Origin of the sequence: Rhodococcus sp. DMF-1 (assembly GCF_021441945.1) — a bacterium.
GTDB lineage: Bacteria > Actinomycetota > Actinomycetes > Mycobacteriales > Mycobacteriaceae > Rhodococcus > Rhodococcus ruber.
Window position 1 is genome coordinate 641,954 of record NZ_CP090442.1, and the last position, 19,898, is coordinate 661,851.

Annotated in this window: 16 protein-coding genes; 15 read left to right on the top strand and 1 reads right to left on the bottom strand. The window is 71.9% G+C overall.

Annotation, left to right across the window (positions count from 1 at the left end; translation table 11 throughout):
* Window positions 1-2 precede the first annotated feature (2 nt).
* The gene (locus LZP97_RS03135; protein ID WP_017682394.1) at window positions 3-1,229 is read right to left on the bottom strand and encodes a CaiB/BaiF CoA transferase family protein; all 1,227 of its coding nucleotides are present in this window, start codon (window positions 1,227-1,229) and stop codon (window positions 3-5) included.
* A 991-nt stretch (window positions 1,230-2,220) separates the two neighbouring features.
* On the opposite strand from LZP97_RS03135, the gene LZP97_RS03140 reads away from it, so the two are divergent.
* The 15 genes from LZP97_RS03140 (at window position 2,221) to LZP97_RS03210 (ending at window position 19,813) form a co-directional block, all read left to right on the top strand.
* Window positions 2,221-2,412 carry a hypothetical protein gene (locus LZP97_RS03140; RefSeq protein ID WP_010592373.1) on the top strand — a complete coding sequence of 64 codons (192 nt, stop codon included), beginning with the start codon at window positions 2,221-2,223 and terminating at the stop codon, window positions 2,410-2,412.
* Between the two features lie 169 nt (window positions 2,413-2,581).
* The gene (locus tag LZP97_RS03145) at window positions 2,582-2,824 is read left to right on the top strand and encodes a helix-turn-helix transcriptional regulator (protein WP_006941585.1); all 243 of its coding nucleotides are present in this window, start codon (window positions 2,582-2,584) and stop codon (window positions 2,822-2,824) included.
* Window positions 2,825-2,829: 5 nt separating this feature from the next.
* On the top strand, window positions 2,830-4,065 hold the full coding sequence (locus tag LZP97_RS03150; RefSeq protein ID WP_048773123.1) for a type II toxin-antitoxin system HipA family toxin: 1,236 nt from the start codon (window positions 2,830-2,832) through the stop codon (window positions 4,063-4,065).
* Window positions 4,066-4,170: 105 nt separating this feature from the next.
* Window positions 4,171-6,255: a hypothetical protein gene (locus LZP97_RS03155; RefSeq protein ID WP_017681885.1), complete on the top strand. Its 2,085-nt coding sequence runs from the start codon at window positions 4,171-4,173 to the stop codon at window positions 6,253-6,255.
* A gap of 4 nt (window positions 6,256-6,259) precedes the next feature.
* On the top strand, window positions 6,260-7,915 hold the full coding sequence (locus LZP97_RS03160; RefSeq protein WP_040275642.1) for an NERD domain-containing protein: 1,656 nt from the start codon (window positions 6,260-6,262) through the stop codon (window positions 7,913-7,915).
* Window positions 7,912-8,535 carry a hypothetical protein gene (locus tag LZP97_RS03165; protein ID WP_010592368.1) on the top strand — a complete coding sequence of 208 codons (624 nt, stop codon included), beginning with the start codon at window positions 7,912-7,914 and terminating at the stop codon, window positions 8,533-8,535. The genes LZP97_RS03160 and LZP97_RS03165 overlap by 4 nt, the downstream gene beginning before the upstream one ends.
* Window positions 8,536-8,547: 12 nt before the next feature.
* Window positions 8,548-9,522 (top strand): hypothetical protein, encoded by a 975-nt coding sequence (locus tag LZP97_RS03170; RefSeq protein ID WP_010592367.1) that lies wholly within the window; start codon window positions 8,548-8,550, stop codon window positions 9,520-9,522.
* 34 nt (window positions 9,523-9,556) lie between these two features.
* On the top strand, window positions 9,557-10,480 hold the full coding sequence (locus tag LZP97_RS03175; RefSeq protein WP_010592366.1) for a LysR substrate-binding domain-containing protein: 924 nt from the start codon (window positions 9,557-9,559) through the stop codon (window positions 10,478-10,480).
* A 204-nt stretch (window positions 10,481-10,684) separates the two neighbouring features.
* Complete coding sequence (locus tag LZP97_RS03180) at window positions 10,685-11,872, top strand: acyl-CoA dehydrogenase family protein (protein ID WP_017681883.1); 1,188 nt, start codon at window positions 10,685-10,687, stop codon at window positions 11,870-11,872.
* Window positions 11,869-13,122 carry a CaiB/BaiF CoA transferase family protein gene (locus tag LZP97_RS03185; protein WP_010592364.1) on the top strand — a complete coding sequence of 418 codons (1,254 nt, stop codon included), beginning with the start codon at window positions 11,869-11,871 and terminating at the stop codon, window positions 13,120-13,122. Before LZP97_RS03180 ends, LZP97_RS03185 begins: the two co-directional genes overlap by 4 nt.
* Window positions 13,119-14,300, top strand: a complete 1,182-nt coding sequence (locus LZP97_RS03190) for a mandelate racemase/muconate lactonizing enzyme family protein (RefSeq protein ID WP_048773081.1) — start codon at window positions 13,119-13,121, stop codon at window positions 14,298-14,300. The genes LZP97_RS03185 and LZP97_RS03190 overlap by 4 nt, the downstream gene beginning before the upstream one ends.
* Before the next feature lie 74 nt (window positions 14,301-14,374).
* Window positions 14,375-15,514 (top strand): CaiB/BaiF CoA transferase family protein, encoded by a 1,140-nt coding sequence (locus tag LZP97_RS03195; protein ID WP_048773078.1) that lies wholly within the window; start codon window positions 14,375-14,377, stop codon window positions 15,512-15,514.
* Between the two features lie 301 nt (window positions 15,515-15,815).
* Window positions 15,816-17,276, top strand: coding sequence for a benzaldehyde dehydrogenase (locus LZP97_RS03200; RefSeq protein ID WP_048773122.1), 1,461 nt, complete (start codon window positions 15,816-15,818; stop codon window positions 17,274-17,276).
* Between the two features lie 51 nt (window positions 17,277-17,327).
* Window positions 17,328-18,653 carry an MFS transporter gene (locus LZP97_RS03205; RefSeq protein WP_010592360.1) on the top strand — a complete coding sequence of 442 codons (1,326 nt, stop codon included), beginning with the start codon at window positions 17,328-17,330 and terminating at the stop codon, window positions 18,651-18,653.
* Window positions 18,654-18,877: 224 nt separating this feature from the next.
* On the top strand, window positions 18,878-19,813 hold the full coding sequence (locus tag LZP97_RS03210; protein WP_040275651.1) for a LysR family transcriptional regulator: 936 nt from the start codon (window positions 18,878-18,880) through the stop codon (window positions 19,811-19,813).
* The last annotated feature ends 85 nt before the right edge of the window (window positions 19,814-19,898 follow it).

Sequence of the window (19,898 nt, forward strand, 5' to 3'; positions counted from 1 at the left end):
ACTCACGACACCACCTCCAGGAGCTCGTCGATCTCGGCCTCGGTCCGGCCGAGCAGACCCCCGAGCACCTCGCGGGTGTGTTCGCCCAGATCCGGTCCGACGTGGCGGATGGGCAGCGACCGGCCGCCGAGCACGGGGACGATGCCCGGGAACCCGACCTGCTTCGGCTCGTCCTCGCCGACGTCGACGGCGAAGTGCTGGATCATGTTCCGCGCCCGGTACTGCTCGTCGTCGACGATGTCGGCCGCCGTGTAGATCGGCCCGCTCGGCACCCCCGCGGCGTCGAGGATCCCGAGCACCTCGTCGCGCGGCCGACGCCGCGTCCAGTCGGCGATCGCGGCGTCGAGTTCCTCCCGGCGGGCCCAGCGACCGGCGTTGGTGGCGAGGTCGGGATCGTCGGCGAGGTCGGGTCGCTCGATGGTGCGCATGTAGCGCTGGAAGATGGCGTCCGCGTTCCCGGCGATGATCACGGAGGTGCCGTCCGAGCAGGGATAGGCGTTGGAGGGGGCGATGCCCTCCATGCGGCCGCCCACCCGTTCCCGCCGGACCCCGTAGGCGAGGTAGTCGGGAATCAGCGACTCCATCATCGACAGCATCGACTCGTTCAGGGCGACGTCGACGACCCGGTTCGCCGGCGGCAGCGACCCGATCAGCTGCCGCTGCAGCAGCGCCGTGACCGAGCCGAAGGCCGCGTACAGCCCGGCGATGGAGTCGCCGATCGACACCCCCACCCGCACCGGCGGCCGGTCCGGGTCCCCGACGAGTTCCCGGAACCCGCCCACGGCCTCGGCCACGGCCGCGAATCCGGGACGCTCCGCGAGCGGGCCGGTCTGGCCGAACGCGGAGATCCGGGTGATCACCAGGTCCGGTTTGATCTGCGCGAGCACCTCGGGGCCCATTCCCCACCTCTCCAGGGTGCCGGGCCGGAAGTTCTCGAGCAGCACGTCGCAGTGACGCACCAGATCGAGGATCACGGCCCGGCCCGCCTCGGTGCGCAGGTCCACCACGATGGACTTCTTGTTGCGGTTCACCGTGCGGTACAGCATCGACGTGTCCCCGGCGTACAGGCGCCAGTTGCGCAGTTCGTCGCCGGTGCGGGGCCGTTCGACCTTGATGACCTCCGCGCCGAAGTCGGCGAGCAGCCGGCCCGCGGTGGGCGCGGCGATGTAGTTGCCGAGTTCGAGGACGCGGATGCCTTCGAGAGGGCGCAGGATCTCCTCCGAGTTCATGGGCAACAGTGTGCCCTGTGCTGCGCCGCAGCGGTGTGCCCTGTGCTGCGCCGCAGCGGTGTGCCCTGTGCTGCGCCGCAGCGGTGTGCCCTGTGCTGCGCCGCAGCGGTGTGCCCTGTGCTGCGCCGCAGCGGTGTGCCCTGTGCTGCGCCGCAGCGGTGTGCCCTGTGCTGCGCCGCAGCGGTGTGCCCTGTGCTGCGCCGCAGCGGTGTGCCCTGTGCTGCGCCGCAGCGGTGTGCCCTGTGCTGCGCCGCAGCGGTGTGCCCTGTGCTGCGCCGCAGCGGTGTGCCCTGTGCTGCGCCGCAGCGGTGTGCCCTGTGCTGCGCCGCAGCGGTGTGCCCTGTGCTGCGCCGCAGCGGTGTGCCCTGTGCTGCGCCGCAGCGGTGTGCCCTGTGCTGCGCCGCAGCGGTGTGCCCTGTGCTGCGCCGCAGCGGTGTGCCCTGTGCTGCGCCGCAGCGGTGTGCCCTGTGCTGCGCCGCAGCGGTGTGCCCTGTGCTGCGCCGCAGCGGTGTGCCCTGTGCTGCGCCGCAGCGGTGTGCCCTGTGCTGCGCCGCAGCGGTGTGCCCTGTGCTGCGCCGCAGCGGTGTGCCCTGTGCTGCGCCGCAGCGGTGTGCCCTGTGCTGCGCCGCAGCGGTGTGCCCTGTGCTGCGCCGCAGCGGTGTGCCCTGTGCTGCGCCGCAGCGGTGTGCCCTGTGCTGCGCCGCAGCGGTGTGCCCTGTGCTGCGCCGCAGCGGTGTGCCCTGTGCTGCGCCGCAGCGGTGTGCCCTGTGCTGCGCCGCAGCGGTGTGCCCTGTGCTGCGCCGCAGCGGTGTGCCCTGTGCTGCGCCGCAGCGGTGTGCCCTGTGCTGCGCCGCAGCGGTGTGCCCTGTGCTGCGCCGCAGCGGGTGCGATGCGTTCCCCGTGGTGGACACGCCGCGACCCTCCCGCGCTCGTGTGACCTGGCGCACTATTCTTCCTCTCGGGCAGGGGGCCTCGGGAAGGTGCTTGGGTCATGGTGGTCGCGAAAGTCGTTCTGTGGTGTGCGCTGCTGGTGGGGCTGGTCGGCGCCGGGGTCGCCGTCAACGCGCTGCATGTGCACGGCGCCGTCGGGTCACTGATCGTGGCGTCCGTCGCGGGTCTGGTGCTGCTGCGGCTCCGGCCCGCGGCCCAGCTCGAGGTCGAACCGGAGCGCGTCACACCCTGACCGCCCGCACGCTGGGCTTGCGAGGGCAGGCCGAAGCAGCGGACGCGCGTCGGCAGACGCACCCTCTCCTCCTTGAGCCTGTCATGGCAGGCACAACCCTGGACAATCGCGCGCAGTGGGGGCACACTCGCATCAATGCCTGCCGTCGCAAGCACAGAGAGGAGAGGCCGTGGCCACGCCCCGTCGTCGCGCCCGCACGGGACGCGGCGGTCTCGGTGACCACTTCGTCGACCGTCGGCACCGGCTCGGCCTCACCCAGTCCGAACTGGCCGACCTCGCCGGTGTGTCGCGTTCGAGCGTGCAGTCGCTCGAGTCCGGCCGCGCCACCGTGCAACTCGATCTCGTCGTGGCCATCGCCGACGCGCTGGGCTGCGACCTGACCCTCACCACGCGCGGCGACCGGGCCGGGTGAGCCGGGTGGTCGAACGCCTCGTCGCCGTCGACAGCGCCGACGTGTACAAGGGCGACCGGCTGGCCGGGCACCTCGCCCGGGACGGCCACGATGTCGTGTTCCGGTACGCGCAGGACTACCTCGACGATCCGGCCGCCCCCGCCCTCGCGTGGACGGTGCCGAAGACCGCGGAGGAGGTCCGCGCCGGCGGCGGCAGCGTGCCCCCGTTCTTCGCCGGCCTGCTGCCCGAAGGCATCCGGCTCCGCGGCGCCGTCGCCGCCACCAAGACCTCCGAAGACGACCACCTCACCATTCTCATGGCGGTCGGCGCGGACACCATCGGTGATGTGCGGGTGCTCCCCGCCGGCGCCCGGCCCCCGACGTCGACGCTCCTGCTGGACCCGGAGGCCGTCCGGCGTGAGGACCTGCACGAGCTGTTCGACCGGATCTCCGGCCACGAGTCCGTCGTCCTCGACCCGACCTCCCTGCCGGGAGTGCAGGCGAAGGTGTCGGCCCAGATGTACTCCGCCCCCGTCGCGACGGTGCAGGGCCCCGCCATCCTCAAACTCGCACCGCCCCGCGGCTACCCCCGCCTGGTCGAGAACGAGCACTTCTTCATGGGTCTCGCGACCGCCTGCGGCCTCGCCGTCGCCGGACACCAGCTGGTCTACGACCGCAGGGGCAACGCGGGACTGCTCGTCGCCCGCTTCGACCGATGGATCGGTCCCGGCCACACCGTCCACCGCACCGCGCAGGAGGACGCCTGCCAGGTCCTCGGTGTCTACCCGGCGGCCAAGTACCGGCTGAAGACCGAACGCGTCGTCGAGGCGCTGGCCGCCGCGTGCGAGCGCGGCGGCGGATCGGCCCGCGTCGCGACCCTCGAACTGCTGCGGCTGGTGGCGTACTCGTACGCCGTCGGCAACGGCGACCTGCACGGGAAGAACTTCTCGATCCGCCTCACCGAGGCCGGGCTGTGGGCCGTCACCCCGGCCTACGACCTCCTGTGCACCCAGCCCTACCTCGGTTGGCGCGACCCGATGGCCCTCGACCTGTACGGCAAGGGCAACAAGCTCACCCGCCGCCACTTCGTCGAGTCCGGCGGCCGGCTCGGGGTGCCCGAACGCGCCGTCACCCGGATGCTCGACGGGATCCGGCGCGGGATCGCCGGGGGCCTCGACCGTCTCCCCGAGATCGGGTTCGGTGAGCGGGACACGGCCCGGCTGCGGGACATGCTGGTCCGGCGCGCCGACCAACTCGGCTGATCCGGTCGTCGTGCATCGGCCGGACCGCCGGCCGGTAGAGTCCCCGGCGGGCGTCCCGCACGAGACCGCGGTCGCCAGTCGCGCATCGAAGAGGAGCACCGGGTCGTGTCGCTGTGGTCGACTGCACTGTCCCCCGGGATGCTCAGCGAGTACGTCTGGATCGACCTGATGCCGTGGCTCGACCGGTACGGCTCGGCCCGCAACGCGCAACTGGCCGCCCTCGCACCCGACGAGCGCTGGTGGGAACGCCGGTCCCCGGCGGAGACCGCCGCCTCCGCCGACGTCGTGGCGATCTGTGGGGAACTGGCCCGCATCTACGTCACCGAGCATCCCGATCTGGTGTTCTCCGCGGGCATCGCCGACACCGTCGACGTCCCCGTCGCCGCGCTCGGTCTCGGCACCCGGGCCGCCGCCACCGTCGCGCGGCTGCCCCGCGCCGCGACCACCGCCGGTCTGCTCGGCTACACGCCCGCCGCGTTGTTCTCCGTGCGCGGCGCGGGCCCGGAGACCGTGCACCAGATCGTGCAGGCCGTCCTCGTCCTCGCCATCCTGCGGGATCCGGCGTCGCTGCGAGTGGCGACCGACGCCCCCACGCTCCCGCCCGCGTTGTCGCTGCTGCTCGACGACCTCGTCGCGCTCGCACGGTGGCGCGCGCTGCGCGCCGACCCGGACCGGCCGCTGGTGCGGGTCGAACTCGAGGACGGCACCCCCGAGGAGATCCAGCAGGTCGCCGCGCGCATCGCCGCCCTGACCGCCCGCGACCTGCCGGTGCCCGCGCCGCAGCGGGCCCTCGACGAGCTCGCCGCGTACGTCGCCGGGCTGTCCGCACCCGAGCGTGACGCGATCCGCCGCCGGGTGCTCGGCGACGAGCCACCGGACCCGGACGCTCCGTCGACCTTCGCGTTCGGCACCGCCGTCGGCGATCTGCTCGCGGCGCTGCGCGTCGATGTCCGCCCCGTCGCCGCCCTCGAGCGGATCCTGGGGTTGCGACCGGAGCTGGCCCAGCCCGTCCCGGGACTCGACGTGCCGCTGTGGCGGGCGCTCGCGCGCCTCGACGATCGCTTCGAGGTGGCCGACGGGTGGGTCGCGGTCCCGGGCCTCCCCGAAGCCGAGCGCCACACCCACGCGCTGCTCGCCGAGTTCGAATCCCCGAACGGGGTCGTCGAACCCGCAGCCGTCGCCGTCGTGTGGAACCTGCCCGCCGCGGAATTCGCCGCGTGGCTGCACCGGTGCGGCGTCCCGATGTTCGAGGGCCGTGCTCTGACCCGGCAGTCCGCGTTCGCCGATCACGCCGCCGCGGTGCTCGAGGTGATCGGGGATCCGCTCACGGCCGCGGAGCTCGTCGACCGCATGGGCACCCCCGCCGGTCCCGCCGCCGTGATCGACGCGATGGGCGCCGACGAGCGGTTCTCGCTCGCCGAGAACGGCCGGTGGTCGCTCACCGAATGGGAGACCGACGAGGCGGGCGCGGTGCGCGGCCGCATCGCCCGGATCGTCGACGCCGACGGCGGCTCCGCCGACCTCGACCGTGTCGTCGACCGTCTGGTCGAACGCTTCGGGGTGTCGCCGACCAGCGCCCGGATCTTCGCCGGCAGCGGCGACTTCGAGATCGTCGACGGCCGGGTGCGCCGGCGCCGTCGCACCCACGTGAGCGTCAAGCCCCCGCACCGCACCCGCCGGCTCTACCGCCTCGGCGACGTGTGGCGGCTGCGGGTCACCGCCACGCGGGACCACCTGCGCGGCGCCGATTTCCCGGTGCCGTCCGCGGTCGCGGGCGTCATCGGCTGCGCCCCGGGACGCGAGGTCGCCCTGTCGTCCCGGCTGGGCACCCAGGTCGTGCGCTGGACGGGTGCGTCCCCGCATCTCGGCAGCGTGCGACGGTTCCTCGAGGATCTCGGAGTGGACGAGGGCAACGAGATGTTCCTCGAGTTCCACCCCGGCGGACGGTTCGACGTGCTCCCGCTGCGCACCGTCGCCGACAACGCCGAACCGCTGCGCAAGGCACTCGCCCTCATCGGCCACTCGGCCCCGGAGATCGTGCCGGAGGAGGGCGTCGCGCCGGCCTTCGCGGCCGCCGTCGGTCTGGGCGACGAGACCCGCCCGCGCCGGGTGCTCAGTGCCTACCGGGCCCGGCACGAGGCCGAAGTGACCGCATTGCTCGAGCAGGCGTGGGTGCGCGTGCCAAGCTGAGCGCATGCCGATCCGCAGACCCGAGCGCCCACTGCTGGCGAACGACGCCGAACGCCTCGTCTGGGAGGCACTCGTCCGGCAGCTCGGCGACGGGGATCTCGTCGCGGCGGGCCTGCGGGTCACCGACCACCTCAAGGACCACGAGATCGACTTCGTCGTCGCGCTCGAGGGCCACGGCATCGTGTGCCTCGAGGTCAAGGGTGGTCAGGTGTGGCACGACGGCTTCCAGTGGGTGCAGGCCCGGCAGGGCAAGGACCGGTCGATCGATCCGGTCCGGCAGGTGCTCCAGTCCTGCTACGCGTTGCGGCGCTACGTCGAGGCCGATCCTCGCTGGACGCAGGGCCGGCTGCGCTGGGACCACTTCGTCGTCCTGCCCCACACCGAGATCCGCGCCGACTTCGCCCTGCCCGAGTGTCCGCGGTGGAAGGTGATCGATCGCAACGACCTCGGCAGCATCGCCGAACGACTGCGGGCGGTGCTCGACAAGCAGGAGCTCGACCGGCCGGCCCTCACCGCCGACGGCGTCGACCGGTTCGCCGAGGTCCTCGCGGGCCGGGGCCTGCCGCAGCGCGACGTGGTCTCGCGCGCCGTCGCCAACGAGGACGCCGCGGACCGGCTCACCGAGCAGCAGGCCGTCATCCTCGACGCGACCCGCCTGCTGACCCGTGTCGAGGTGCGCGGCGGCGCCGGCACGGGGAAGACGTTCCTCGCGCTCGAGCAGGCCCGGCGCCTCGCCGAGCAGCACCAGCGCGTCGCGTTGATCTGCTATTCGCACGGTCTCGCGTCCTACCTGCAGCGGATCACCGCGACGTGGAACCGGAAGAAGCGGCCCGCCTACGTCGGCGAGTTCCACGCCCTCGGCCGGCTGTGGGGTGCGGCCGAAGGCCCCGACGAGGCGCTGCGGACCGCCGACACCGTGCGCTTCTGGGAACACGACCTGCCCGCCCAGATGACGGAACTGGCCCGGTCCCTGCCGGAGGGACAGCGCTTCGACGCGGTCGTCGTCGACGAGGCGCAGGACTTCGCCGACGCCTGGTGGGATCCGATCATGGCCGCCCTGCGCGACGAGGAGACCAGCGGCATCCACGTGTTCACCGACGAGGCGCAGCGGGTGTTCGACCGGGAGGGCCGGCCCCCGGTGCCCCTGGTTCCGCTGGTGCTCGACCACAACCTGCGCAACACCCGGCAGATCGCCGGGACCTTCGGTCCGCTCGTCGGGCAGCGCATGCGGCTGCTCGGCGGCGACGGCCCCGACGTGCAGTTCGTCACGTGCCGCGGCGACGAGGCGCTCGCCGTGGCCGACGACCGGATCGACGCCCTGCTCGACGAGGGCTGGCGGCCCGGCGACGTCGCGCTGCTCGCGACGGGCAGCCGGCACCCGGAGCAGGTGGCGCGGCAGGCCGAGGGCAACGCGGCGTACTGGGACAGCTTCTGGGACACCGAACAGGTCTTCTACGGGCATGTCCTCGGCTTCAAGGGACTCGAGCGCCGGGCGGTGGTGCTCGCGGTGAACGAGACACAGCCGCAGGAGCGTTCCCGCGAGCGGCTGTACGTCGGGCTGTCCCGGGCCCGCGACCAGCTGATGGTGTGCGGGGACCCGGACTTCGTCCGGCAGGTCGGCGGGCCGGAACTGGCGGCCCGGCTGGGGCTCGGCCGATGAGCCTGCTGCGGGACTGGACCGTGTCGGCGACGGCGGGGGAGTTCGCCGGATTCCTCGTTCCCGCCGTCGTCGGGGCCGTGCTGTTCGACAGTGCCGCGGCATTACCGGCGCTGATGGCCGCCGGTGTCGTCGAGGGGTCGGTGCTGGGCTGGTCGCAGGCGCGGGTGCTGCGACGCCGGCTGCCGGCGATGTCGGTGCGGCGCTGGGTGCTGGGCACGGGCGTCGCCGCGGCGTGCGCCTACCTGCTCGGGATGTCGCCCTCGACGTTCCACGAGACGTGGTCCGCATGGCCGATGGCGCTCCCGATCGCGCTCGGAGTCGTCTTCGGCGTGGCGTTGCTGGCGTCCATCGGATTCGCGCAGTGGCTCGAGCTGCGCCGGCACGTCGCCCGTGCCGGGCGCTGGATCGTGTGGACCGCAGCCGCGTGGCTGGCCGGCCTCACCGTGTTCCTCCTGGTGTGCACCCCGCTGTGGCAACCCGGTCAGCCGTGGTGGCTCGTCGCGGCGATCGGGGTGCTCGGCGGCCTGCTGATGGCGTTCGTGACCGCCCTCGTCACCGGCTACGGCATCCGCCACCTGCTCGCCGCGAAGGATCCTGCTGCGTCCGTCGCGCGCACGTAGCACCATGGAGCCATGACCGACGACGTGCACCTCGAGGAACCGGGTCCCGCCGACGACGCCGTCGCCCGCGCCCTGCGGGCCGCGATCGTCTCGGTGGAGGCCGCCGTCGCGCGGGTGCACGAGCTCTCCGCGGAGATCCTCGAGCTGGTCGGTGCCCCCGACGGTGGGGACGCCGTCGACCATCACAACGCGCTGACCCGGGTGGCGGGGATCCTGGACGGCACCGGCCGGCTGCGCGCTGCAGACTGGGAATCGGTGCGCGGGCTCGGCGACGTCCTCGCCGATCGAGCCGAGCGGCTCCACGCCCACGCCGGACGGCTGCTCGACGGGCTCGCCGTCGACGCACCCGCGCAGGACCGGGTGGCCTGCCTGCAGCAGGCCGTGGCGACCGACCGGCTCGGGGAGACGCTGCAGCTGCTCGTGCTCGTCGAGGACTCGCTGAACCTGTGGCAGCGGCTGCGGCTCGAGCAGGTGCGTACCACCGAACCGGACCGGCTCGAGCACGAACGCGCGACGATCGGCACGTCGCTGGCCGGGCGCGTCGAGCGGGACGTCGCGCTGCTGCTGCGCGCCCGCGCGCGGCTCGCGAGCTACGCGGGCCTCACGCCGTTCGAACTGGTGCGGTGGCTGTCGTCCGCCCGGGTGAAGCGGGACATCGCCCGGTTCCGCACGGACCTGGACGACGTCGCCGCGGCGTTCGGCAGCGCCGCGCAGCGTGCTCTCGAGGCCGAGGACCCGGCGGTGGCCGAGAACCTGGTGGAGCTGGGCAAGCCGGTCCGGGCCGCGGGCGGTGCCCTCGGCGAGAGTGCCCGCACGCTGGGCGACAGTGCCCGCACGCTGGGCGACAGCGCCCGCACCCTGGGCGGCCGGGCGGTCGGGGCGGGCACCACCGGGGTCGGCAAGCTGGGCCGGGGGCTGCACCGGGTCGCCGAGCCCCGCCGGCGGCCGGACGGCGACGTGCCGCTGACGACCGCTCCCGACGCCTGACGGCCCCGGGGCGGACCGCCCATATGATCGATTCATGAGCAGCGATCGGGCGCCGGCCTTCACGATGCGGCAACTGGTCGCCTTCGTCGCCGTCGCCGAGACCGGCACGATCAGCGCGGCGGCCGAACGGTTGCTGGTCTCGCAGTCGGCCGTGTCGCTGGCGGTCACCGAACTCGAGAAGGCCCTCTCGACGCAGCTGTGCGTGCGCCGCCGCGCCCACGGCGTGCAGCTCACGCCGGCCGGGGAGTCGCTCCTGGCCCGGGCGCGGACGCTCCTGCAGCAGGCGAGCGAGATCGAGGACGAGATGCTCGGTTCGGGCGGCGAGCTCGCCGGCCGTCTCGCCATCGGGTGCTACACGACGGTCGGGCCGACGATCCTGCCGCCGATGCTGTCCGAGTTCACCGACCTGCATCCGCGGGTGTCACTCGAGTTCCGGGAGGCGATGGCCGACGAGCTGGCCGAGCGCCTCGAAGGCGGGGCGCTGGACGCGGTGATCACCTACGACCTCGAGCTGCCGCCGACCTGGCGTACCGCCACGCTGATGACGAGACGCCCGGCCCTGGTCGTCGCGGCGGGCCATCGGCTGGCGGCGACGCCCGGCCCGGTGGAGCTGGCGGCGGTGCGGGACGAACCGATGGTGCTGCTCGACGCGGCCCCGGCATCGACCCACGCGCTGCAGGTGTGCGCACGGGCCGGGTTCACGCCCCGGATCGAGTACCGGTCGGCGAACTACGAGACCGTGCGGGCGTACGTCGGCCGGGGCCTGGGCTGGACGATCATGCTGCACCAGCCGCAGGTCAACCGCACCTACGGGGGCCTGAAGATCGTGTTGCTGCCGATCGACGTGCCGGCGCTCGATCCGGTGCGGCTGGTCATCGCGTGGCGCCCGGACGTGATCCTGAGCCGTGTGGTGCGCGAGTTCATCTCCTTCGCCACGGTCCGGGTGCCACAGTTGTAGGCGGTGTCTCCTTTGGGCTGCCAGGGCCGCCCGAAAGACACACCACACATTTACTCATAACCATCAACACATTCTTGTTCTTTTCTGGGGTTGTGACTGCGGACATACTGGGTTCCGACGCGCTGATCGGCAGCGCGCGGCCCGGGTGTTCTTCCCGGCGCCGACGACAAGCGCTGATTCACAACCACTTCGAGGAGATCGATCATGTCTGCCACGGACGCCCTGCACCCGCCGGTTCTCTTCGCGCCGGAATACGAGGAGTTCGCCCAGTGGGTCCGAGAGTTCGCGGCACCGCACGCCGAGAGCTACCTCGAACGCGCCCACCGCGAGGAGTTCCCGTGGGATCTCGCCGAGAAGATGGCCGCGCAGGGCCTTCTCGGGCTCGGCGTCTCCGAGGAGAACGGCGGCCAGGGCCGCATCGGCGAGGTGCTCACCAAGACCCACCTCGGCATCGCCCACGAGGAACTGGCCTACTCGAACTTCTATCTCACCCAGCTCGCCTACACGAACAACCTCACCGGCCCGCTGCTCGAGCGCTTCCTCGCCCCCGAGGTCGCGAAGGACTGGGTGCGCGGCATCGTCGAGGGCCGCCACGTCGTCGCCCTCGGCCTGACCGAGCCGGGCAGCGGCTCGGACGCGATGGCCATGCGCGCCAAGGCAGAGAAGGTCGACGGCGGCTGGAAGCTCAACGGCGAGAAGACGTCCATCACCTTCGCTCCGCACGCCAAGGCGATGATCACGTTCGTCAAGGCCCGCGGCGCCACCCCGGAGGAATCCGGCGTCACCGCCTTCCTCGTGCCCCTCGACGCCGAGGGTGTGAGCATGCAGAAGTTCCCGGACGCCGGCTGGAAGCCGCTCGGCCGGGCCGGGGTGTTCCTCGACGACGTGTTCGTCCCGGACGAGTACGTCATCGGTGGTGTCGGCAACGGATTCCGGCTCGTCATGAGCGAATTCGACTACACCCGCTCGGTCATCGGCCTGATGTCGACCGGCGTCGCCCGCAAGGCCCTCGACATCACCATCGACTACGTCAAGTCCCGCAAGGCATTCGGTAGGCCGGTCTCCTCGTTCCAGGGGGTGTCCTTCCCGATCGCCGAGAACGCCACCAAGCTCGAGGCGGCCCGCTGGCTCACCTACCGCGCCCTCTCCCTCGCCGACGCCGGCAAGCCCTTCACCAAGGAGGCCGCGATGACCAAGCTCTACGCCACCGAGGTCTCGCTGCAGACCATCCGGGACTGCATCGTCGCCCACGGCCACAGCGGCTTCGCCGAGGAACTGCCGCTGCAGGCCATGCTGCGCGACGTCTCCGGCCTCGAGATCGGCGAGGGCACCCCGCAGATCCAGAAGGTCGTCATCGGCCGCGCGCTGCTCGGGCGGGAGGCCACCGCATGAACACCACTGCCCGCCGCGCCCTCGACGGGGTGCGGGTCGTCGACCTCACCCAGGCCCTCGCCGGGCCGTTCTGCACGTCGCTGCTCGCCGACCAGGGCGCCGACGTGATCAAGGTGGAACCGCCGCGCGGCGACTTCCTCCGCTACGCCGGCCCGTTCGCCTCCGACGACGAACCCCGCGACTACGGCGGGGTGTTCCAGTCGGCCAATCGCAACAAGCGGTCGCTCGTGCTGGACCTGAAGAAGCCCGAGGCCCGCGACGTACTGCTGCGCCTGATCGACGACGCCGACATCGTCGTCGAGAACTTCACCGCCGGCGTCATGGACCGCTTCGGTCTCGACTACGACACCCTCGCGGCACGCAATCCCCGCCTGGTCTACGCCTCGATCCGCGGCTTCGGCGACAAGACGGGCGGGCACAGCCCCTACCGGGACTGGCCGGCCTTCGACATCGTCGCGCAGGCCATGGGCGGTCTGATGTCCATCACCGGGACCGACGCCGCGCACCCCGTCCGGGTGGGATCCGGTGTGGGAGATACCGTTCCGGGATTGTTCGCCGCGTTCGGCATCCTCGCCGCGCTGCGGGACGCCGAGCGCACCGGGCAGGGCCAGTACGTCGACGTCGCCATGGCCGACGCCGTGCTCGCGATCTCCGAGGTCGTGGTCAACACCTACGGCCACACCGGTCAGGTCCCCGGGCCGCTCGGCAACCAGCTGCAGGGATTCGCGCCGTTCGACACGGTGCAGGCGAAGGACGGCGTCGTCGCGCTCGGCGCCCCGCACAATCCGCAGTGGGCCAAGCTCGCCGCCGTCATGGGTCAGCCGGAACTCGTCGACGACCCCCGGTTCGCCACGGACCACGACCGGTGGCTCAACCGCGACGCCGTCTACGAGGTGGTCAACGCCTGGACCCGCACCCACACCGTCGCCGAACTCGTCGAGTTGCTCGGCGGCAAGGTGCCGCTCGGCCCGATCCTCGACGCCGCGGACATCTTCGCGGACCCCCACTTCCGGGCCCGCGACATGCTGCCGACCGTCACGCACCCGCACGACGGCCGCGCGGTCACCGTCCCCGGCATCCCTGCCAAGCTCTCCCACACCCCGGGCACGATCGAGCGCCGCGCTCCGCTCGTCGGCGAGCACACCGTCGAGATCCTCCGCGAGGCCGGCCTCGACACCGCAGAACTCACGGCTCTGGCCGACGCCGGCGCCACCGTCATTCCTTCGTCTGCTCAGGAGCACGTCGCATGATCATCACCAAGGTCGAACTGATCCCGGTCTCCACCCCGCTCGTCAAGCCGTTCATCATGCCGGGAACCCGGATCACCCACATCCATTCCGTCGTGCTGAAGCTGCACACCGACGAGGGAATCGTCGGCTACGGCGACAGCGGCGACACCTCCACCTGGTACCGGGGGGAGACCCAGGAGTCGATGACGGCGATGATCGCGAACCACATCGCCCCGGCATTCCTGATCGGCCAGGATCCGCTCAACATCGAGAAGATCGTCGGGCAGATGGACACGTTCGTCCGCGACAACAACCAGGCCAAGGCGCTCGTCGACTTCGCGCTGCACGACCTCAAGGGCAAGGCGCTGGGCGTACCGGTGTACCAGCTGCTCGGCGGCAAGAACGCCGAGGCTTCCGTGCAGGGCTGGGTCGCGTCCGCCGGACCGGTCGACCAGGTGGTCGCCGAGGCCGTCCAGGCTCACGAGAACGGCTTCTGCCTGATCAAGCTCAAGTCCGACGGCAACTCCGACCACGACGTGGACAACGTCCGCGAGGTCCGGGCCGCACTCGGTGACTCGGCGCGGATCGTGGTCGACGCCAACGGCTTCTGGAACTACGACCAGGCCCTGAAGACGATGCGCCGGCTCGACCGGTACGGCATGGAGTGCATCGAGCAGCCCGTCCCGCACTGGGACATCGAGGGCATGGCGCGCCTGCGCACCCGCATCGACACGCCGATCTTCGCCGACGAGTCCGCGCAGGAGCTGCACAACATCCGGGAGATCATCGAACGTCGCGCGGCCGACGGGTTGTTCATCAAGATGCAGAAGGCCGGCGGCCTGCTCAAGGCGCAGCGCTGGCTGACGATGGCCCGCCTCGCCGACATGGCCGTCATGAGCGGGTGCATGATCGGCTCCGGTCTCGAGGCCAGCCCCTCGGCGCACCTGATGATCGCCAACAACTGGGCGTCGCAGTTCACCCACGAGAACCTCGGTCCGCTGATCATCAACAACCAGTGGGAGAACGCCGAGCAGACGATCACGCAGGACATCGCCCTGAACGTCCCGGTCTTCTCCGACGGCAAGCTCTACCCGAACGAGGGGCCGGGCTTCGGGATCGAACTCAACGAGGAGTTCATCGCCACCCACATCACCGAGGGCAAGCAGACCGTCACCGTCGGCGAACTCGTCGGAGTCTAGACGGTAACGAACCCCTGGCCGGCGGCCGTGTCGTGTGCCGCCGGCCGCACCCTCACCTGCAGGAGTAGATCACGATGACCGAATCTCGGCAGGGCCCGCTGGCCGGACTGAAGGTCGTGGAACTGGCGGGACTCGGTCCCGCGCCGTTCGCCGCGATGTTCCTCGCCGACCAGGGCGCCGACGTCGTGCGCGTCGAACGCACCGGCGCCGGGTTCACCATGCCCATCGACCCGCGGCTGGACACCCTCCAGCGCGGCAAACGGATGATCGCCGCCGACCTGAAGGACCCCGACGGGCTCGCCACCGTGCTCGCGCTGGCCGAGAAGGCCGATGTGCTGATCGAGGGCTACCGGCCCGGCGTCACCGAGCGCCTGGGTCTGGGCCCCGAGGACTGCTGGGCGCGCAACCCGAAACTGGTCTACGGCCGGATGACCGGCTGGGGGCAGGACGGGCCGCTCGCGCAGCGTGCCGGGCACGACCCCACCTATCAGGCCCTGGTCGGATCGCTGCACGCGATCGGTCGGGCCGGGGGACCGCCGCAGCTGCCCCTCAGTCTGGTCGGCGATTTCGGCGGCGGTGCAATGTATCTCGTGTCCGGCATTCTCGCCGCCCTGTGGGAGGTGCAGCGCTCCGGGCGCGGTCAGGTCGTCGATGCCGCGATCGTCGACGGCGTCGCACACCTGATGGCCAACCCGTACTCGATGCTCGCCGGCGGCGCATGGAACGACGAGCGCGGCACCAACCTCATCGACTCCGGGGCACCGTTCGTCGACGTGTACGAGGCCTCCGACGGGCGGCACGTCGCGGTCGCGGCCCTCGAACCACCGTTCTACGCGCGGCTTCTCGCGGGCCTCGGCCTCGACGCGGACGGTGCGCTGCCGGGGCAGTGGGACCGTCGGCGCTGGCCGGAGCTGCGCGCGCGGATCGCCGGCGTGTTCGCCACCCGCCCCCGCGACGAGTGGGCGGCGATCTTCCGGGACACCGATGCGTGTGTCGCGCCGATCCTCTCGATGACCGAGGCGCCCGCGGACGCACACCTCACCGCCCGGGGCACCTTCCTGTACCGGGACGGTCACCCCGAACCCGCGCCCGCGCCCCGCTTCTCGCGTACACCGGCGGGGCGGCCCACGGCCCCGCCCGTACCCGGGCAGGACGATCCGGATGAGATCCTGCGCACCTGGGGCGTTCTCGGCCCGGCCGTGCCGAGTTCCTGACCTGCCTACTCGGCCGATCCGCGGGCGGCGACCGGCTCCGGTGCCGCCCGCGGTCCCGCATGTCGCCGTTGTTGAGCAGACCTGGGGAATATCACCGGCTAATTCTACTTTTCACGTCAATGTGACGTGACCCATACTTCAGGGGCCGAACGGAGAGCTCGCTCCACCGAGCGAGCGCCCAGCCCGCACCGTGCGGCCCGCACTGTCCGGCCGTCTCGGCCGTCCCTTCACCCGCAATCGCGCCCGCCGCGTCCCGCGTCGCCCGCCGGCCGGTCCGGCACCCGTACACAAGGAGTTCGTGATGGCCCTTCTCGACGAATCCATCTGGCAGGGAAAAATCTTCACCGGGGACTGGACCCCCGGCGGGGGCGGTGAGATCAAGGTCGTCGAACCGGCGACCGGCGCGACGCTCGGCAGCGCCGGCCTCGCCGACGAGGGGGACCTCGAGCGCGCGGTCGACCGTGCCGTCGCGGCCCAGCGCGACTGGGCGGCCCGCCCGCACACCGAGCGTGCCGCGGTCATGCGCCGGGCCGGCGACCTGTGGCAGCAGCACGCCGACGAGATCGAGCGCTGGATCATGCGCGAGTCCGGCTCCCTGCGTCCCAAGGCGCAGCTCGAGACGCACGTCGCGGCGCAGGAGTGCTACGAGGGTGCGGCCCTGCCCTCCCATGCGCTCGGCGAGATCCTGCCCAGCGAGGCACCGCGTCTGAGCATGTCGAAGCGGGTCCCCGTCGGGGTCGTCGGTGTCATCGCGCCGTTCAACTTCCCGTTGATCCTCGCGATCCGTTCCGTCGCGCCGGCGCTGGCCCTCGGCAACGCCGTGATCCTCAAGCCCGACCCGCGTACCGCGGTCTGCGGCGGCGTGGCGCTCGCCCGCATCTTCGAGCAGGCGGGCCTGCCGGCCGGGGTGCTGTCCGTGCTGCCCGCCGGCGCCGACGTCGGCGCCGCGCTCGTCGACGACCCGCGGGTGCCGGTGATCTCCTTCACCGGTTCCACCCCGGCCGGCCGGGCCGTCGGTGCCGCCGCCTCCCGCAACCTCAAGAAGGTCCACCTCGAACTCGGCGGCAACTCCGCGATCGTCGTGCTCGACGACGCCGACCTCGCCGCCACCGTCTCGGCCGGTGCCGCCGGATCCTTCCTGCACCAGGGCCAGGTGTGCATGACCACCGGTCGGCACATCGTGCACGAGTCCGTCTACGACGAGTACGTCGCCCAGCTCGCCGCCAAGGCCGAGGCACTGCCCGTCGGCGACCCCGTCACCGAGCAGGTCGCGCTCGGGCCGATCATCGACCAGGGTCAGCTCGAGAAGATTCATGCCCTGGTCACCGCGTCGGTCGATGCCGGCGCCCGGCTCGTCGCCGGCGGCACCTACGAGGGCCTGTTCTACCGGCCCACCGTCCTCGCCGACGTCCCGGCCGGTGCGCCCGCCTACGCCCAGGAGGTGTTCGGGCCCGTCGCTCCGGTCGTGAAGTTCTCGTCCCTCGACGAGGCGGTGGCGCTGGCCACCGACACCGACTACGGGCTCTCGCTCGGCATCTTCACCCGCGACGTCGGCAAGGGTCTCGCGCTCGCGGACCGGATCCCCACCGGCATCGCCCACATCAACGACCAGACCGTCGGCGACGAGGCCAACATCCCGTTCGGCGGTCTCGGCGCCTCCGGCAACGGTGCCCGCTTCGGCGGTGCCGCCAACAGCATCGAAGCGTTCACCGAGTCGCGCTGGATCACCGTCAGCCGCGACGTGCCCGCTTACCCCTTCTGAGCGGCCCCGCCGACCGGATCTAGCATCGTCCTCGCAAAGTAAGGACCCACCATGACCCTCGCTGACCCAGAACGCACGGCCGTCGCCGCACCGGCGGAGCGGAACAAGGACATCCGTCGCGTCGTCTTCTCGAGCTACCTCGGGAGCACCGTCGAGTTCTACGACTTCATCCTCTACGCGACCGCCTCCGCGCTGGTGTTCGGTCCGGTGTTCTTCGCGAACCTGAGCCCCGGCCTCGCGCTGATCGCCTCGTATGCGACGTTCGCCATCGGCTACCTGTCCCGTCCGCTCGGCGGCATCGTCTTCGGCCACTTCGGCGACCGCGTCGGCCGCAAGAAGATGCTCATGCTGTCGATGACGATCATGGGCGTCGCCTCGTTCCTCATCGGCCTCGTCCCGGCGATCCCCACCTGGGGCGCGGTGATGCTGATCCTGCTGCGCGCCGTGCAGGGCATCGCGATCGGCGGCGAGTGGGGCGGGGCGGCGCTGATGTCGCTCGAACACGTCAAGGGCCGCAACCGCGGTTTCGCGGCGGCGTTCACCAACGCCGGCGGACCCACCGGCGCCGTGCTCGGCACGGTCGCCCTCTCGCTCGCCGCCCAGCTGCCGGAGGACGACTTCCTCTCGTGGGGCTGGCGCATCCCGTTCCTGTTCTCCGCGGTCCTGCTCGCTGTCGGCTTGTTCGTCCGGGCCCGGATCGCCGAAAGCCCGGTCTTCGAGGAGGCCCTGCGCGCCGCCGAGGAGAAGAAGTCCCACACCAAGGAACCCATCCCGCTGCTGACGATCGTGCGGGCCCCCCGCACCCTGATCCTCGCGGGACTGGTGTGCACCGCGCCGTTCGTGATCCAGGCACTGTTCTCGACGTTCGTGATCAGCTACGCCGCCGAGAACGGCGTGTCGCGCTCGGCCGGCCTCAACGCCTTCGCGATCTGCCAGTTCGTCGCGATCTTCGGCATCCTCGGCGCCGCCCGGCTGTCGGACACCTACGGGCGCAAGCCCGTCATGATGACCGGCTTCGTCGGCATGGTCGTCCTGGCGTGGCCGCTGTTCCAGCTCGCCTCGTCCGGCAACTTCCTGCTGGTCGTGCTGGCCTTCGTGATCGCCTGCTCGGTCCTGCAGTCGCTGACGTTCGGTCCCATGCCGGCGTTCCTCGCCGAGCAGTTCGGCACCCGCGCCCGCTACACCGGCGCGTCGCTCGGCTACCAGATCGGCAGCCTGCTCGGCGCCGGCTTCACCCCGGTCATCGTCGCCGCGCTGTACGCCGGTTCCGGCTCCATCGGCAGCGTGATCGTCTATCTGGTCGCCGGGTGCGCCCTCAGCGCCGTGGTCCTGGCCCTGTTCGTCAAGGAGAGCAAGGACGTCGACCTGAGCGCCTGATCCGCGTCACCCGGGGCCGGGCACCGCACCGGTGCCCGGCCCCGCCGCGCGTAGTCGAGGTCGGGATGTCGCGCTGCTGCTGCTGCGCGCCCGCCGGACCGGCGCGGACCCGGGGAGCGGGAGGTTGCCGCGACCACCGGGCGGTCGCTGCGCCATCCGTCGAGTGGCACCGGCGACAACCTCCCGCTGGGGACGGAAGGCTCCCGCTCGATACCGTTGCCTGCATGACCCGGCCCGACGCGGTTCCCACCTTCACCATGCGTCAGCTGGCGGCGTTCGTCGCCGTCGCCGAGACGGGAACGATCAGCGGCGCCGCCGAGCGGCTGCACCTGTCGCAGTCCGCGCTGTCCGCGGCGCTCACCGACCTCGAGAAGTCGCTCCAGACGCAGCTGGCCGTGCGACGGCGGGCGCGGGGCGTGCAGCTGACGGCGATGGGGGAGGCGGTGCTCGCCCGCGCCCGCGTGCTGCTGCACCAGGCGGGCGAACTGCAGGCGGACGCGGTGGGCGCGGGCGGCGGTGTGGCCGGACCCGTCGCCATCGGGTGTTATCCCGCCCTCGGACCGACGGTGCTGCCCGCGCTGCTCGCCGGATTCACCCAGCGCTTCCCGCGGGCGCGGGTCGAGTTCCGGGAGGACACCCAGAACCGGTTGCGCACCCAGCTCGACAACGGCGAACTCGACCTCGCGATCGTCTACGACCTCGAACTGTCCGCGGAATGGCGCAAGGCGACCCTGATGACGCGCGAGCCGACGGTGCTGCTCGGCTCCGACCACCGTCTCGCCGGCGGGGACGGTCCGGTGCGGCTGGCCGATCTGCGCGACGACCCGATGGTGCTGCTCGACGCGCCGCCCAGCAGCAACCACGCGATGGAGGTGTGCCGGGGCGCGGGGTTCGCGCCGCGCGTCGCCTACCGCACCTCCAACTACGAGACGGCGCGAGCCTTCGTCGGCCGTGGACTCGGGTGGACCCTGCTGCTGCAGCGGCCCCCGCTCGACGTGACGTACGAGAATCTTCCGCTCGTCGTCCGGCCGCTCGTCGACCCGGTTCCGGATTCGGTCGACGTGGTCGTCGCGTGGCATCAGGACTCGATGCTCAGCCGGGTGACACGAGCCTTCATTCACTTCGCGTCCACCGGCGGGGCACCGTCCGCGAGGTCCTGACCTGCGCCGACCCGGAGTACCACGGATTTTCCGGGGAACCAGCGCGAATAGTTGAGCTTTTCAACGGCTTGTGATGGGGGTCATG

Coding starts and splice junctions, on each gene's coding strand:
- LZP97_RS03135 (WP_017682394.1), bottom strand. CDS start 1,229: ATGAACTCGGAGGAGATCCTGCGCCCTCTCGAAGGCATCCGCGTCCTC.
- LZP97_RS03140 (WP_010592373.1), top strand. CDS start 2,221: ATGGTGGTCGCGAAAGTCGTTCTGTGGTGTGCGCTGCTGGTGGGGCTG.
- LZP97_RS03160 (WP_040275642.1), top strand. CDS start 6,260: ATGCCGATCCGCAGACCCGAGCGCCCACTGCTGGCGAACGACGCCGAA.
- LZP97_RS03165 (WP_010592368.1), top strand. CDS start 7,912: ATGAGCCTGCTGCGGGACTGGACCGTGTCGGCGACGGCGGGGGAGTTC.
- LZP97_RS03170 (WP_010592367.1), top strand. CDS start 8,548: ATGACCGACGACGTGCACCTCGAGGAACCGGGTCCCGCCGACGACGCC.
- LZP97_RS03175 (WP_010592366.1), top strand. CDS start 9,557: ATGAGCAGCGATCGGGCGCCGGCCTTCACGATGCGGCAACTGGTCGCC.
- LZP97_RS03180 (WP_017681883.1), top strand. CDS start 10,685: ATGTCTGCCACGGACGCCCTGCACCCGCCGGTTCTCTTCGCGCCGGAA.
- LZP97_RS03185 (WP_010592364.1), top strand. CDS start 11,869: ATGAACACCACTGCCCGCCGCGCCCTCGACGGGGTGCGGGTCGTCGAC.
- LZP97_RS03190 (WP_048773081.1), top strand. CDS start 13,119: ATGATCATCACCAAGGTCGAACTGATCCCGGTCTCCACCCCGCTCGTC.
- LZP97_RS03195 (WP_048773078.1), top strand. CDS start 14,375: ATGACCGAATCTCGGCAGGGCCCGCTGGCCGGACTGAAGGTCGTGGAA.
- LZP97_RS03200 (WP_048773122.1), top strand. CDS start 15,816: ATGGCCCTTCTCGACGAATCCATCTGGCAGGGAAAAATCTTCACCGGG.
- LZP97_RS03205 (WP_010592360.1), top strand. CDS start 17,328: ATGACCCTCGCTGACCCAGAACGCACGGCCGTCGCCGCACCGGCGGAG.
- LZP97_RS03210 (WP_040275651.1), top strand. CDS start 18,878: ATGACCCGGCCCGACGCGGTTCCCACCTTCACCATGCGTCAGCTGGCG.